This window comes from Lysinibacillus sp. CTST325 (assembly GCF_054665055.1).
Map to the genome: position 1 here is coordinate 570,206 of NZ_BAAFHO010000002.1, position 14,085 is coordinate 584,290.

The 14,085-nt window shown below is 35.1% G+C and carries 19 protein-coding genes and 1 pseudogene; 4 read left to right on the top strand and 16 right to left on the bottom strand.

Going from position 1 to position 14,085, the window contains the following annotated elements; all coding sequences use genetic code 11:
- Window positions 1-176 precede the first annotated feature (176 nt).
- Window positions 177-566 (top strand): spore coat protein, encoded by a 390-nt coding sequence (locus ACYQ73_RS08310; RefSeq protein ID WP_460012042.1) that lies wholly within the window; start codon window positions 177-179, stop codon window positions 564-566.
- Between the two features lie 88 nt (window positions 567-654).
- On the opposite strand, the gene ACYQ73_RS08315 is transcribed toward ACYQ73_RS08310, so the two are convergent.
- The 14 genes and pseudogenes from ACYQ73_RS08315 to ACYQ73_RS08380 all read right to left on the bottom strand — a co-directional run bounded on the left by ACYQ73_RS08315 (window position 655) and on the right by ACYQ73_RS08380 (window position 7,260).
- Window positions 655-1,896: a DNA cytosine methyltransferase gene (locus ACYQ73_RS08315; protein WP_460012043.1), complete on the bottom strand. Its 1,242-nt coding sequence runs from the start codon at window positions 1,894-1,896 to the stop codon at window positions 655-657.
- Window positions 1,897-1,944: 48 nt separating this feature from the next.
- On the bottom strand, window positions 1,945-2,130 hold the full coding sequence (locus ACYQ73_RS08320; RefSeq protein WP_460012044.1) for a hypothetical protein: 186 nt from the start codon (window positions 2,128-2,130) through the stop codon (window positions 1,945-1,947).
- Window positions 2,131-2,589: an ASCH domain-containing protein gene (locus tag ACYQ73_RS08325; RefSeq protein ID WP_460012045.1), complete on the bottom strand. Its 459-nt coding sequence runs from the start codon at window positions 2,587-2,589 to the stop codon at window positions 2,131-2,133.
- A complete protein-coding gene (locus tag ACYQ73_RS08330) occupies window positions 2,586-3,089 on the bottom strand; it encodes a hypothetical protein (protein ID WP_460012046.1) in 504 nt (167 codons plus the stop codon). The genes ACYQ73_RS08325 and ACYQ73_RS08330 overlap by 4 nt, the downstream gene beginning before the upstream one ends.
- An 11-nt stretch (window positions 3,090-3,100) precedes the next feature.
- The gene (locus ACYQ73_RS08335) at window positions 3,101-3,463 is read right to left on the bottom strand and encodes a hypothetical protein (protein WP_460012047.1); all 363 of its coding nucleotides are present in this window, start codon (window positions 3,461-3,463) and stop codon (window positions 3,101-3,103) included.
- A gap of 13 nt (window positions 3,464-3,476) precedes the next feature.
- Window positions 3,477-3,833: a hypothetical protein gene (locus tag ACYQ73_RS08340; protein ID WP_460012048.1), complete on the bottom strand. Its 357-nt coding sequence runs from the start codon at window positions 3,831-3,833 to the stop codon at window positions 3,477-3,479.
- A 2-nt stretch (window positions 3,834-3,835) separates the two neighbouring features.
- Entirely contained in the window at window positions 3,836-4,231 is a 396-nt protein-coding gene (locus tag ACYQ73_RS08345) for a Holliday junction resolvase RecU (RefSeq protein WP_460012049.1), read from the bottom strand.
- Window positions 4,232-4,358: 127 nt separating this feature from the next.
- Window positions 4,359-4,547 carry a DUF6011 domain-containing protein gene (locus tag ACYQ73_RS08350; protein WP_460012050.1) on the bottom strand — a complete coding sequence of 63 codons (189 nt, stop codon included), beginning with the start codon at window positions 4,545-4,547 and terminating at the stop codon, window positions 4,359-4,361.
- A 26-nt stretch (window positions 4,548-4,573) separates the two neighbouring features.
- A pseudogene (locus ACYQ73_RS08355) lies at window positions 4,574-4,954 on the bottom strand (single stranded DNA-binding domain-containing protein); the annotation flags it as partial.
- 2 nt (window positions 4,955-4,956) lie between these two features.
- Entirely contained in the window at window positions 4,957-5,076 is a 120-nt protein-coding gene (locus tag ACYQ73_RS08360) for a helix-turn-helix domain-containing protein (protein WP_460012051.1), read from the bottom strand.
- Between the two features lie 332 nt (window positions 5,077-5,408).
- On the bottom strand, window positions 5,409-5,603 hold the full coding sequence (locus ACYQ73_RS08365; protein WP_460012052.1) for a hypothetical protein: 195 nt from the start codon (window positions 5,601-5,603) through the stop codon (window positions 5,409-5,411).
- Between the two features lie 465 nt (window positions 5,604-6,068).
- Window positions 6,069-6,194, bottom strand: a complete 126-nt coding sequence (locus tag ACYQ73_RS08370; RefSeq protein WP_460012053.1) for a hypothetical protein — start codon at window positions 6,192-6,194, stop codon at window positions 6,069-6,071.
- A gap of 46 nt (window positions 6,195-6,240) precedes the next feature.
- Window positions 6,241-6,786, bottom strand: a complete 546-nt coding sequence (locus ACYQ73_RS08375; RefSeq protein WP_460012054.1) for a glutathione peroxidase — start codon at window positions 6,784-6,786, stop codon at window positions 6,241-6,243.
- 237 nt (window positions 6,787-7,023) lie between these two features.
- Window positions 7,024-7,260, bottom strand: a complete 237-nt coding sequence (locus ACYQ73_RS08380) for a DUF3953 domain-containing protein (protein ID WP_460012055.1) — start codon at window positions 7,258-7,260, stop codon at window positions 7,024-7,026.
- Between the two features lie 485 nt (window positions 7,261-7,745).
- Here ACYQ73_RS08380 and ACYQ73_RS08385 point away from each other — a divergent pair, with 485 nt between their 5' ends.
- Window positions 7,746-8,756, top strand: a complete 1,011-nt coding sequence (locus ACYQ73_RS08385; protein ID WP_460012056.1) for a hypothetical protein — start codon at window positions 7,746-7,748, stop codon at window positions 8,754-8,756.
- Between the two features lie 63 nt (window positions 8,757-8,819).
- Here the strand turns inward: ACYQ73_RS08385 and ACYQ73_RS08390 are convergent, their stop codons facing one another.
- On the bottom strand, window positions 8,820-9,077 hold the full coding sequence (locus tag ACYQ73_RS08390; RefSeq protein ID WP_460012057.1) for a YjcQ family protein: 258 nt from the start codon (window positions 9,075-9,077) through the stop codon (window positions 8,820-8,822).
- Between the two features lie 929 nt (window positions 9,078-10,006).
- Here ACYQ73_RS08390 and ACYQ73_RS08395 point away from each other — a divergent pair.
- Window positions 10,007-10,306 (top strand): hypothetical protein, encoded by a 300-nt coding sequence (locus ACYQ73_RS08395; RefSeq protein ID WP_460012058.1) that lies wholly within the window; start codon window positions 10,007-10,009, stop codon window positions 10,304-10,306.
- 165 nt (window positions 10,307-10,471) lie between these two features.
- Here ACYQ73_RS08395 and ACYQ73_RS08400 read toward each other — a convergent pair whose 3' ends face one another.
- Window positions 10,472-11,773 carry an MFS transporter gene (locus ACYQ73_RS08400; protein WP_460012059.1) on the bottom strand — a complete coding sequence of 434 codons (1,302 nt, stop codon included), beginning with the start codon at window positions 11,771-11,773 and terminating at the stop codon, window positions 10,472-10,474.
- Window positions 11,774-12,741: 968 nt separating this feature from the next.
- Here ACYQ73_RS08400 and ACYQ73_RS08405 point away from each other — a divergent pair.
- Window positions 12,742-13,824, top strand: coding sequence for an Ig-like domain-containing protein (locus tag ACYQ73_RS08405; protein WP_460012060.1), 1,083 nt, complete (start codon window positions 12,742-12,744; stop codon window positions 13,822-13,824).
- The last annotated feature ends 261 nt before the right edge of the window (window positions 13,825-14,085 follow it).

Genomic DNA, 14,085 nt, shown 5'->3' on the forward strand with positions numbered 1-14,085 from the left:
ATAGTTTCTTTACTCAAAAGTACCCTATAGGATTGATTTCGGTCTAGAAACAACATGGCTAATTATAAGTTTTGAAGAAATAATATTTACTATATCTTCACTCCACCTTCCTAATTGTCCAAACAACTGTATTAGATATGAATAAAATATTAAATAGAATAGGAAGTGAATATAAAATGGCATCATTTGAAATTGGAGCGAGAAGTCTTTTCAATTTTCGAAACGAACGCTTTTTTCTATTAGTTGAAGATGAAATTACAATTCCAGATGAAGGTGTGGAGATTGATCCAGTTAATATCTATGAGATTGACCAACAAACTTTCAATTTCATCAGAGATGAAGGAGATACACCTGTGATTCGACCAGTTATTACTCTTCCACCTGTACCACCTGGTTTTAAATTAGAACGAAAATGTATTTTTACAGTTGATAATGCATACTACGTAATTTATGATTTAGAAAATGGAACAGATAACAATGTTTTATTAAGAATCGGTGCAGCTTTATTTAACTCCATGAGAAATTCAGGTGTTCGTGAATGTGTTCCTCAAGATTTCATTAATTAATAAAAAATCTAACCTTCCGTAAAATTATTATCATCATATTTAAAGTAATGTTCAGCGAGATTTCTCCTTCCTTGCTGAACATTTTCTTTCAAATGTTTACTGCATATCGACTGCTACTTGCACACATTTCAGGTAAATTCGCTCTCACTAATGCATCAGCAAACGGTGGAGGTACGCTATTTCCCACTCTCTTAATCTGGTCCACTTTCTTCCCTGGGTGCTGATATTTGCTTGGGAAACCTTGTCCGGCAAATAACTCATGCGGTTGTAACATACGTAATCCGATGTCCGTCACATGATAACCCTTGGTGCGAACTGCGGTTAATGCGAAACGATCTTTAGTAGTGATAGTGTGTAAAGGTTCACTTAGTCCTTGCGCTGTACTCTGTCCGTAATATTTGGTTAAGAATGCTGTCACAAGTCCAAATCTATTGCCTCCAGCTGTGATTGTATGAAGTGGTGTGTTTAATGATAATCCTCTAACCTCTTTTTCTGATTGCTCTGTATAATAACTAATTAAAAAGGCTGCTTTATGCTCATCTGGAACCATAAAAGGTTCATCGGCATCGATTACAAAACGCTGTAATCCTTTTTCAATACGTTTTAATGTATTTGGTACAAGTGGTTTTTTACGTTCAAAAATCGAAGGTGCTCCAATACTCCAATCAATAATCTCACTAGCTGCCCGCCATGGTTTAAGTCGCCCTAACTGTACAGCTGGTAATTGTGGATCTCCATGCGTTAGCTTTGGCCACTTGATTTCCTTTCCATCACATCTAGCGATCATAAAGAACCGTTTGCGAATAGTTGGAGCACCATAATCACAGGCATGTAACTCCCTAAAATCTACCTCGTAGCCTAGTGATTCAAGTGCTTTAACGAAGCTCTGAAACGTTTTTCCTTTTAATTCCTTGATAGGTTTGCCGTTTTCGATTGGTCCCCAGTCTTTAAATTCCTCTACGTTTTCCAACATAATTACCCTAGGTTTTACAGCTAATGCCCACTTAACCGCAACCCATGCAAGACCTCGTATTTCTTGTTTGACTGGTTTACCGCCTTTTGCTTTTGAATGATGTGTGCAGTCTGGGCTAAACCAAGCGAGCCCAACTTTACGACCTCTACATGCTTCCTTGGGGTCAACATCCCAAACTGATTCACAATAATGCTCTGTATCAGGATGATTTGACTTGTGCATTTCTATAGCAGCAGGATCGTGATTAATAGCAATATCTACGCTCATTCCAGTTGCCATTTCAATACCTGTACTTGCTCCGCCTCCACCAGCGAAGTTGTCTATTATGATTTCACGCCATAAGTCTAATTGTTTCATTGTGGATACCTCCAATGCTGAACAAAATCTTTCGATTGTTCCTCATGATTAATCTTCCATAGCTTCAATTACAAATTCACGTAAACTTAAATAATCGTTTTCTAAATCCGATACTAACGCATCCATTTCATCATCACTTAAATCCTCTGAGGCATTTTCTGCTACAAAAGAGTATAATTCTACACTATTGTTTTGTAATTCAGTTACAAGATCATTGATTTCCTTTTCACTCATTTAAGTAATTCCTTTCTGCACATTTTCTTTCAACAATGACTCATTCCATTCCCATAAGCTTAACTTACCTTTTGCTGGCACTGGATTAGATAGAACTTTTACTGTATTCAGCTCCCATGCATAACGACCATCCATAAAATCACCAAAGTAAAGTTCATCACCCTTTAATTTTTTTCCGAATTCAATGCCAGCATCACTTAACTCATTCGGTACCAAATGACATTCAACTAATTCTGCGGTAGCAATAACAACACCCACTGGTAAATCTTCATTTTTAATTCCATGCTTTTGAAGTGCTCTCTTAATCGGTGGATATTCACAATATTCTATATCCATTGTTTTACCAGCGTGAATAGCAATTGGACCTCTGTATTTCGTCTGCCAGCTACGTGTCTCTAACCGCTTCTCACCCAAAGCAATAAGTGTAGCCCAAGGTTGTCTAATTGTGATTGCTTTCATTTGGCACTCTCCTCAACATCTTCTTTGTAAATTAATAGCCGTGCAGGTCGGTAACCTTCAAAGTGGCTCGTCAGCATATCCACTTTCCGATTTGGTGCATATCCACCTTTAGAAAGTTTCTCTGTTAACTCACACGATTGTGGTCCAATTACAACAAGTAACCCTTCATCTATAACTTGTAGTGTCGCATTTGAAATAATTCGAACATGCTCCCACATTTTTGGATATTTACGTGTCAATTCTTCCTCTGTAAAATCAACTACTTTCATAGATACTAAATCTAAGTAATTGACAAATGAGCTTTTACTACGAGACCAGACATGAGTATCATATTCTCCTGATCTACTGCCATTAACAAAGCATAATGTTCCTTTTGGTAGATTTCGCTCTGACAGATTTCCTTCAAATCGGACGACTGGTGCAGAACTTGATTGTAAAAACCATGGTCTTTCTAGTTCTTGTTTTCGCAATTCATCAAGAAAACTTAATTGTTCATTCATTTCTATCTCTCCTAAAATAAGCTCAACTGCTCATATTTTTGGTTTTTGACAGGTTCGTTCGCATTTTCCACCTTTTTTCGTACCATTTTTGACATATCGTTCGCCATAGCCGCTTCTTTTAGTACAGATTCTGATACAACTTTTTTAATCGACTGCAGATCATCACCTACTAAAAGCACACTACTTATGACCTTCTTATCTACTCGCTCATTCAGTTGAATTGATATACAGCCATAAAAATTTTCTATCACCGTTGCCTGTTTACCATTTTCATAATGTTTACGTCTTATAAGCGATTCATCCATAATTTCTACAGTGTCGCCAACATCAAATGCATTCTGAGAAATCTGCTCTGTAACCGATTTATCTTTCACCTAGCAGCTTCAGTTACTTCATAAGGCTCAATAATTTCAAAATAATTCGATCTATACGAACCAACTTCAAAAAAACACTGTAATAGCCGTTTACTTTCGGATCTGTGATAATGTATTCTTCGCCAATTCTATAAAAATGTGAGGGTGGCTTAACGACACGAGCTAGGTATTTTCTTGTTATTTGTATTGGCACTTCAATAGTGTCATCTATTAATTCAAATCTGCTCTTTTGATAGGTACCGAAATGAGCACCTGAGTGTGGAAATCTGCTTACGTTATAAGCCAATCCACCATGTGGGAAAAGGTAATATTCCTCTCCCACTTTTAAATTGGTACATGGATCCGCATCAATGCATTTTCCTTGCAGCATTCTTACCACCTACTCTCGATAAATGGCAATAAATAATGCAATGTATACCCATCCATTGATGTGACTTCATTTGCATTTTCTTCAAACGTTGCAAGTGGAATGGATTTACGTTCCCCTCTTTTTGCACCTACCCAGGCTGCTTGAAGCGTTGGAAATGGTAAGCGATAATATTTGTCCAGCTCGTTGAAATAAACGAGTAAGAAGGATATAGCTCCCTTCTCGTACCAGGAGTGGAGTAGCTCATATTGATGTTCATGTAAATTTTTAAGCGGAAAACTTTTGCCTGCCGTTTCTTTTGCATCAAACACAACCGCTCGTCCATTACATACACCTGCATATTCCACCCATTCAGGCTTTTCTTTCCGTCCCTCAACTTGTTGACCTTTATCTTTTGTCACTTGGATGGTTACGAATATCCGCTAATCCAGCGTTACGATATTTTGTATGGCCATGTCAATGACACGCTCTAAAAATTTTCCGCGGTTAGCGTGTGTTACAGATTTCGCTCGTTTTTTAGTTGATTGATTATGAAACATCCTGTGCCCCCATTTCTTCTTTGTTTTCCGCTTCTAACACATCAAATATGGTGAGCTGATTTTTTAAAAATTCCTCTTCCAAATCATCTAAATGCCTTTGCCAACATGTAGCACCATATCGTCGTATGATGGATTCGCCACTTTTTAAAGGTCTGTTACATCTTTTACAACGACTCACGACGTACTTCTCCCCCTATTCACTCCTCAAAACGGTAAATCATCCTCAGATACTTCTATTGGTCCTCTGCTGTTTGCAAATGGATCTTCATCTACCCGTGTATAGTTCTGCTGATTCATCGACGGCTGATTTTGCGGATAAGGATTGTTACTAAATGCATTCTGACCTGACACTGATCCGCCGAATTGTTGTTGTGGTTAACCACCGCCATATACCGGTTGATTATTACCGTAAGTCTGACCACCATATTGTGACTGCTGTTGCTGATAAGTATTTGATTGTCCTGAATATTGTTGTGAGTTTGGCTGACCTGAGTTAGTCCGTGGCTCTAAAAATTGGACACTGTCTGCTACAACGTCTGTAGTGTAAACACGCTTACCATCCTACCCCTCATAACTTCCTGTTTTTTTCAATTGTATCGCTTGTACCAGGATTTTACCGTATTTCCCTTGACGTTGTATTTTCCCGCAATGTCCTTATATTTCAGACCTTCAAGCCAATCTTCAAATGCTAATTCATGACTTTGCACCCTTACCGCCCACCTTTCCTATTGCATATTTATACATCAACAATTTAGTGTGCATGTTGTCGCGCGGAAATCTGAAAAATATATTCATTCCTGAACCCTACTCGTTGAACGTTTCCCTTAATAAATCGCGATTTTTTTTACCCGGGGTGTTATTTTACGTACTTCGGATGTTGGTCAGCGAACTCTACAATGTAATTAACTTCTTCAGCAGTAATTCGTAACAGTTCACACGTGAATTGAAGTTTATTGGCTGATTATAATTGCTCACGCACTTTATCTACTGTCATGTGCTTACACTTACGAGCGTTAACACAATCTCTTATTTGCTTGTATCAATAGTAAGTATATCGAGTGAAAGCATTTAGCATGTCTCGCTCATACCAATCACGTTGTGAGTTCGTAATGGCTGCATCTATCATCTCTGTGTCATATGTCCATGTCCCATCAGTGAAAATCACTCTACCACCTCTCTTCATTGATAAACTTAGGCCCCTCGTTGTATTGTTATTATGTAAAATTTTAATCATTAATTAGAAAATGACCAAGACGGCAATTTAAGCTATCTTGGTCTTTGACATTTTATTTAATTGTTCCACGAATTGTAACATAACTCAATTTCCCTACTAAAATAGCACGTTCAGCAATCATTTTAGCTTCAAGTAAGGTGTTACTCTATCCACTAATAAAACGACAGCCATTTTTGTTTGAATTACCCTTTACTGGTTCGGCATACGAGAAATATCCTTGTCGCACAGCTACGTTCATTGCTGAGATCATTGTTTCACTGCTACTATAATTCCCACTCTGGATACGGAACTTCTGTGGGTTTTTATCGATTTTTACATAGTGAATTTTATTACTTACATCAACGACCCGCTTTTTAAATAAAGCAACTTCTTATTAACAAGCCCTTTAAAGGGGTGAAACTGCTCGATACTCACTTTTCAGGACAAAATAAAAAGCCACGCTCACAAGAACGCGACTAGTCTGTGTTATTCGTTTTCACTTACAATACCTTCTAGCAATTTAATAAATTGTTTGTACTTTTCGTCTTCTCCATCTGTAACCGTTTTTGCTAATGCTAACAACCCAGCCGTATCAAATTTATCTACTGGCATTTTCCCTGCTATATGATGTTATAGTACAATTCTGAAATTGATTGACTTACAAAATATTTTCAAGGACAGTTTCAATATCGAGCAATGAATCTGTTGGCTCAAAACGTGCAACTGTTTTCCCTTGTGCATCAACTAAAAATTTCGTGAAATTCCAACGAATATTACGCCCATCTAAAAAACTCGGCTCTAACTGCAAAATGTTCTCTGCTAGTATTTTCTCTTCCATATTGAACTTGCCAAATTCGCGGAAATCTACCTCATGCTTCAAATAATTAAATAGTGGATGCGTCCCTTCTCCATTTACCTTAACAAGTTCAAAAATCGGGAATGTTACACCATAATTCATTTTACAAAGCTTTGTCGTTTCTTGTCCATCTTCGGGATTTTGGTTGCCGAATTGATCGCATGGTAATCCTAATACAATAAAATTATCATCTTTATATTTATCATACATTTTTTGTAGATCTTCAAATTGATATGTAAATTGACATTGGTTGGCCGTATTCACAATAAGCATCGGCCTTCCTCGATATGTTTCCATCGACAAAATTTCACCGTTCGATTTCTTTACCAAATAATTATAAATACTCATAACAAAACCCCCATTAATTACTTTTCGAAGATATTATATCATTTAAATAAATGACTTCCAAAGAACTAACTATTCAAAAAAGCCCCTCGAATCCAAGAGGCTTTTACATTCATCTATTTAATTATTGTGATATTTGTCGAGTTAGCTCACTTTTGAAACCGTGGTAGAACTACACCACGTTATATTTGTAAAGCGAATTGTGTTTTTGTTTATAGTGCATTTCCGTGCACTTGTTACTTATTTAATCCATATGAAACTTTGAATTGACACATATACTGAAAATAAAAATAGCCCAATCAACAACCAACCATAAGCTTTCCTCTCTCTTTGAAATTCTTTAATTCCTAAAATTAGGCCAAATAAACCTAAGAAGAAAATCATTAGGTAATTCAGCTGGTAATCACGTGTGATAAGTCCATAAGCTGAAAGAGATATTCCTATGATTGCAAAAATAATTTGTAAAATTTTCAGCATAATATTCCACTCCTCTTAAATTCCATTTTTTATTTATCATATAATAAAAAAAGATATTATGGAAATGACTGTAAATTTTCAGCCTTTTCGCCTAGTTTGTCTTGCCTCGAAAAAGTTTATGAGGCGCAGATCGGTCGTCGGTCTTTCTTTCCCTAATATTTAGGATTCGATAAATGCAAATAATTCCGCACGGCCCTGCGATACTTCAAGTTTCCTATGAAAAAGGTGTTTATATTTTTGAAGCTGAATATAGAAACTCTTTTATTCAAGAAGGTATGGAGAATTTGTCATAATTTAATGAGTAGGACGCTCGTCTTCCCCTCTTTTCGTAATCGATGCTTGTCACACACCTGAAAAATGGATTTTAATCCTCACTAACAATTTAGCAGTTACTAATTTAATAGGTATTAATTACAGTTTTCTATTTGTCTATGTACTTCTTCCTTCAAATTTCCTAGAATGGTAATATAAAGGGAGGATTTTTAATGAAGAAAAAATTAATTTTTAGTGCGGCATTAGTATTAAGTTTAGGATTAGCTGGATGCGGAAGCGATTCATCAAAGGACGATAAGCCAAAAGAGAAAGGTGCTAAAACTGAAGAGCATCAAAAAGTTCTAGCTAAAACAACAGATGATGTCATTAAACATTTTAAAGCTGATGGCCTAGACATAGGAGAAGTTTCAGACTTACCAAATGATGAATTTGGAAATATCCGAAAAGAAGGTAAAAGAATTTTAATCCCTTCTCTTGGTGATGATTCAGGAGGTCGAATATTTTTATTCGACAATGAAGAAAATCTAAAAAAAGCAAAGAGTTATTATGATGAATTAGGAAATTCAAGTCCTATGTTTTATTCTCACACTCATCAAAGTGGAAAGTTTTTATTACAAATGAATGGTGATATGGAAGATAATGAATTTGCAAAGTATGCGGCTTCACTTGAAAAAGCTGTAACAGGTTCTACTGACGTTAAAATAAAAGAAGAAAGTAAAGCCAATAAAGCAGATAATTTAACAGAAGCGAATGTTGGTGATGTAGTAAAAGATGATTTTGCAGGTACATATACAATCACTGATTTATATGAAGCACCAACTGAAAAGTATAAAAGTGCCGATGTCGAATTTTCAATTGATGGCATGAAAACAGCTAAATTGGTTGCGCGTGATCCAAAAATGCTTGATACAGATGCCGAAACAAATGTACTTATCCTAACTATAACAGGAGAAAATTTATCTGATGATACTTTAAGCTTTTATCCAAATTCAGCGAAAATGACTACGGATACAAAACGTCAAATCAATTCAATTGTTGAAATTTCTCATTTCGAGTCTGAATTTATTGGCAAAGTAATACAAAAAGGCGAAGTTATTTTTGATTTAGGAAAAGAAGGTTTAGAAGGTGTAAAAGAATTAACATTTGTTTTTGATAGTGCTTCAAAAGATAACAGATTTATTGGCGAAAAAGTAACAGTAGTTGTACCAGTAAATAAAAAATAGTCACTCAATTGTACTTCACCCCAAAAGTTAGACCAAAAATCTATCTTTTGGGGTTCACTACAGTTAGATGTGACTCATAATATTATTTTCTAAGTAATTTAATCCTTTCGATTCAACCTTGGCGTTATACAAGGAAACCGATATTACTTTATTCTCTAGACATTCACGATAAATGCTTGCACCAGAAATGAACCCTTTTTCTTGGATCACTTCAACGATTTCTCCGAATGTTTGTTTTTCTATTTCAAAATCATAAAATTTAGGCTCTTCCTGATTATTTAATCCTTCTAGAATATCCAATATTAATTTTCCCTTATCCAAACAATGCTACCTCCAATCTATTTAATAATATAGATTAAAAGGTAACATTTGTCACATAATGACTCCATAATAAAAAGCCACACTTTGTTAGATGCGACTTCATGCATATAATTTTTAACTACCTTTCATATATACGGAAGGCAATAATGTTTCAATCATATCAGTTCCACCCATACTTCCACCTCCAACTTTTCAATGCCTCACCCCCTACTACATCTGACACGTCCTCAAATTGTTCAGTAATTTTGATGGAATGTTGATTAAAAATCATCCCATTCTGTTACAAGGCTAGAAGGATAAACCCATACTCCGCTCTTCCCTGTTTTGAAATGCTTCTTGTTCTTCGTACTTATCTAAGAAAATTCAGACTTACTATGAATTTCCATTTGCTATTTTCGTATAGAATGTTGCTCACTTGAAAATATCGATGTAAATAAATTAAAGAAAGCAGACCAAAAAGCCTTATTTAAGACACTAGAACAAGGTCACTATCTAAAAGAGGTAATTAAAGTCGTCGAAGTACTGTTATAAAAGAATAAACGGCATACCGATATCCATCAACGTCTTATTGTTCTCTCTTAATTCACCCGATTTTTTTTCATCCCTATGTAATATTTTGTCGTCATAAACACGCCCCACATCAATAAAACAGCGCAAACAATAAAGTACGCTCCTATACCTTTACTCGTATCTATAGCCGCTACCGCATTAATGTATATAAAAGCTGCAAACAAATTAGGGGCTTTACAATATAACATACTCTTTTTAATATGGGACCCTCATTCGTTTAACAACAATTTTGGATGAAGGCGAAAGGTTATAGATGAGTTAGCACTTTTTATATGCTGTATAAATTATGTTTATTCCTCTAAAAAATAGGGAAAAGAAAAATATTGAGCCAGATTTTATATTTTTGGGAGGGATTATTAATGGCAAAACGAAGAACATATGTTGTAATTGTAGGGTTAGCTTTAACAGCATTTTATTTAAGTAAAGAAGAAAACCGTGATAAAGCGTTAAGTATGCTCAATAGTGCAAAAGCTAAATTAGGATCCTATTTAAATACTGAGGAGATGGACAAAAACATATCAGAGCGGATAACTGCTCAAGCTGCGACACGAGCTGGAACATCTCCAACAAAAATAGCATCAAACGAAATGGTTGCTGAAGGTGGAGGACATACAGGTATCCATTTTTTCAATGAAGAAATTCAGGGAAAAGAACAATAATAACAAAAACTCACTCCGTACTCATAGGAATACTTTGCTCATATTTTAACTGTTCAATTGATATCAGATATTCCTTATTCTTATCATTTGTTATGCCACTAGGCTTAGAAACATAAATAGACCGCAAAGCTTTTTAAAGAAACGCTTTGCGGCTTTTTTATCTCTTTAAGGTTTTTCCACTAAAACCTCTTTTGCTAGAAGCCCCTCTTCCCCTACATCCCCCTCTTTTTCTAATACTTCTCCTTTTGTATCGTTTTCAAAAGTATCATACATTTTCTCTTTAATGAATAGCGCAGGAATTAACCCCATAAATGCATAAGAAATACCTAACACAGCTAGTCCAAATCCAATTGATTGTGTAGTAGCGATAATTCCAATAAGGATAGGAGCTAAAGCTGCACCTATTCTTCCCATATTATAAGCCGCACCTACAGCGGTTCCTCTAATATGAGTCGGGAAGCTTTCACTTAAATAAGTAGCATTTACACCATACGGCGCTCCATATACGAAACCTAGAACAGTCATTAAAATAATGATGTTTCCTGGTGATTGGTAAAAATATATGACTGGTAGCATGATCGCTGTAGATAATCCTGCAATGACGAAAACCCCACGACGACCAATTACATTGGCAATCCAACCAGCAAGTGCTTTACCAAGAATCGATGCTGTATATGTCCCAATTAAATATCCTGTCATTTCTTTGAAATTAAAACCTAATTCTTTAACTATATACGTTGGTAACCAAGTACCTACTCCGTAATATCCAAATTGCAATAGAGAAGAAGTTACTATCCATAATAGAAAGATTGTAAAAACTTTCTTATCCCTAAACAACGCAAGCCATTCATTTGATTTCTTAACTTTCGATGTCTTAGCTTGTTTTTTAGCCAATCTCCAACCAGTAGGTTCTGGTACTTTTGCGCGAATATAGATCGCCACAACAACTGGGATAATTGAAATTAAGAATAATGGTCTCCAACCATATTCAGGGAGAATCGCGCCCGCTAATAAAACAGCGACTAAATATCCTAATGAATAGGAAGAACCTAATACGCCCATAATAGTTGCTCTATGTTTAACTTTTACATATTCAGCCATTAACATCGTGGCTAATGAATATTCGGCCCCCATACCAATTGCTGATATGAAACGAACAATAATAAATTGTTCATATGTTTGTACAAAAGCTAAGAGAGCGGTTCCAACTGAAAATAATATCATCATATAGGTCATCATTTTAACGCGGCCAAAGCGATCAGATAACCATCCCCCTAGGATTCCACCAAGTGCCATCCCTAATAGAGAGAATGTACTGATCCAACCAGCAGCCTTAGTATCTAAGACGAACTCGTCAATTAAGCTCGGCATAACCAATGACAACATTTGGATATCCATACCATCAACTGTTAAACCTATAAAACTAGCCACAAATACAATTTTCCATAGATTTGAGTTCTTTTCCATAACATATCTCCTTCCGCATTCTTAGATTTTTTTTATCTACAAGCAAAATGAAGATACTGCATAGAATGTTTTGGCAAAAAAAGGTGTAATAGTATTGTTTTCTAGTTTAGAATTTCAAGTAGAGGTACTATACATAGAGGTGGAAGATTGAACATCTCCTACTTGTTTAACCGCGAATGATAATTTTTAATTTATTTGGAAACTAACGACACCAAAACAATATATACGGTATTTATTACCTTCCTTTAAATAATTATACATTTCATCAAATTGTTTTCAAATAATTCCGAATATTAAGTTTCACCAGAACAAATAGCAACCACTTTAATCCCCTATGAATAAGGGGTTTTAGATTAGAGGGATTGCTAATGGAAAATGTACACATTAGATATTAAGACAATTGATTAGGCTCCCTTAAACAATTAAAGAGCTTTCAGACAAATCATGACGGAGAATTACCCGTCAACTGGATTTTAAATATGTCCGAGAGCCCTTCTATTATTAAGATTCAACTTCAAGATCCACGCCAAGTTAGGAAAACATTACCATACCTTCCTACCCCGATTTTCAAAATACCTAATGTGTAACAAATGTAACATATGCACCATTTGTATATCACATTCGTTAAAGATACATTTTTTCCGACTAATACCCATTAAATCTTCCATCTGTATACTCCACAACCATTTTTGACAGCCTTGTTTACAAAGTAAATGTGACCAAATGTGATTTCTTTCTTTAAAATTCTGGATTTTGTAAAGAGTAATAATGTGAGATTCATTACTTAGGAGGAGTTTTGAAACTAAAAAACAGATTAAGTATTACACGACAAAGCCATCCTAAATTCCGATTTATTTATCAAAATTAAACGGTTTTTATTGTGGTAAATAAACGCTAAATTAGTTAAAGTTGTCTCTGTAGGTTATTTAAAGAACTAACCTTTTACAATTTTAAAGGAGGATACATAAGTGAATAAGTTATTCAGAAATGGTTTTATTTGTCTAGCATTAATAATGCTAGTATTAATTAGCTTTAACGGGGAAAATGCACATGCTGAAGAAGGCTATTCAGAAGTTTTAATCCCTAAAATGAATTCGAATGAATCAGAGTTTGGCAAAGCATCCTATTCAAGTAACTATAGTACTATACCAAGTTGGAAAGCATTTGATGGTGTAGAACACTATAATAACGGTGGTGCGAACTATGCTTGGGGAACTTCCGCAAAAACAAGGTCGTTAGCATATGAATTCTCAAAAATTTCAACACCATCAAAACCCGATTCAATATCAATAGATAGAAATGTATTAGAGCTTTCAGAATACCGCTATGCTAAGTTAACAGCTACTATCCTACCCGAGAATACAAATGAAAATATAATTTGGACAAGTAGTGATGAGAGCATTGCAACAGTTGATCAATTTGGTACTATTAGAGCCATTAAAGAAGGCGTAGTTACTATAACTGCTCACCTCGAAAATACGAATTTAACCGCTGATTGTATTGTTACTGTTAAAAAACTAGGAAGTACAGAATCTAAATCGATCGTATTAGATAGAAATGTATTAGAGCTTTCAGAATACCGCTATGCTAGTTTAACAGCTACTATCCTACCCGAGAATACAAATGAAAATATAATTTGGACAAGTAGTGATGAGAGCATTGCAACAGTTGATCAATTTGGTACTATTAGAGCCATTAAAGAAGGCGTAGTTACTATAACTGCTCACCTCGAAAATACGAATTTAACCGCTGATTGTATTGTTACTGTTAAAAAACTAGGAAGTACAGAATCTAAATCGATCATATTAGATAGAAATTTTTTAGAGCTTTCCGAATACCGCTATGATAGATTAACAGCTACTATCCTACCTGAGAATACAAATGAAAATATAATTTGGACAAGTAGTGATAAGAGCATTGCAACAGTTGATCAATTTGGTACTATTAGAGCCATTAAAGAAGGCGTAGTTACTATAACTGCTCACCTCGAAAATACTAATTTAAGCGCTGATTGTATTGTTACTGTTAAAAAACTAGGAGGTACAGAATGAAATTCGATAACATTAGATAGAATGTATTAGAATTTCTAGAAGTTAGTCAAGATTAAGTTAATAGCCACGGTTACTCCAGATACTGTAAAAGTAATATGGTATCTAGTTTTGAAGTAAGAGAATATTAATCTAAAAAGTCAGATACTCTTAATGAGATCTGGCTTTAATTAAAATAATTTACCTTTAGTTTTTCAACTTGAGATTTTAATGCTTAATTAGCTTATCGAGGTATGCAAGTGGAATAATTTTTATATACCTAAT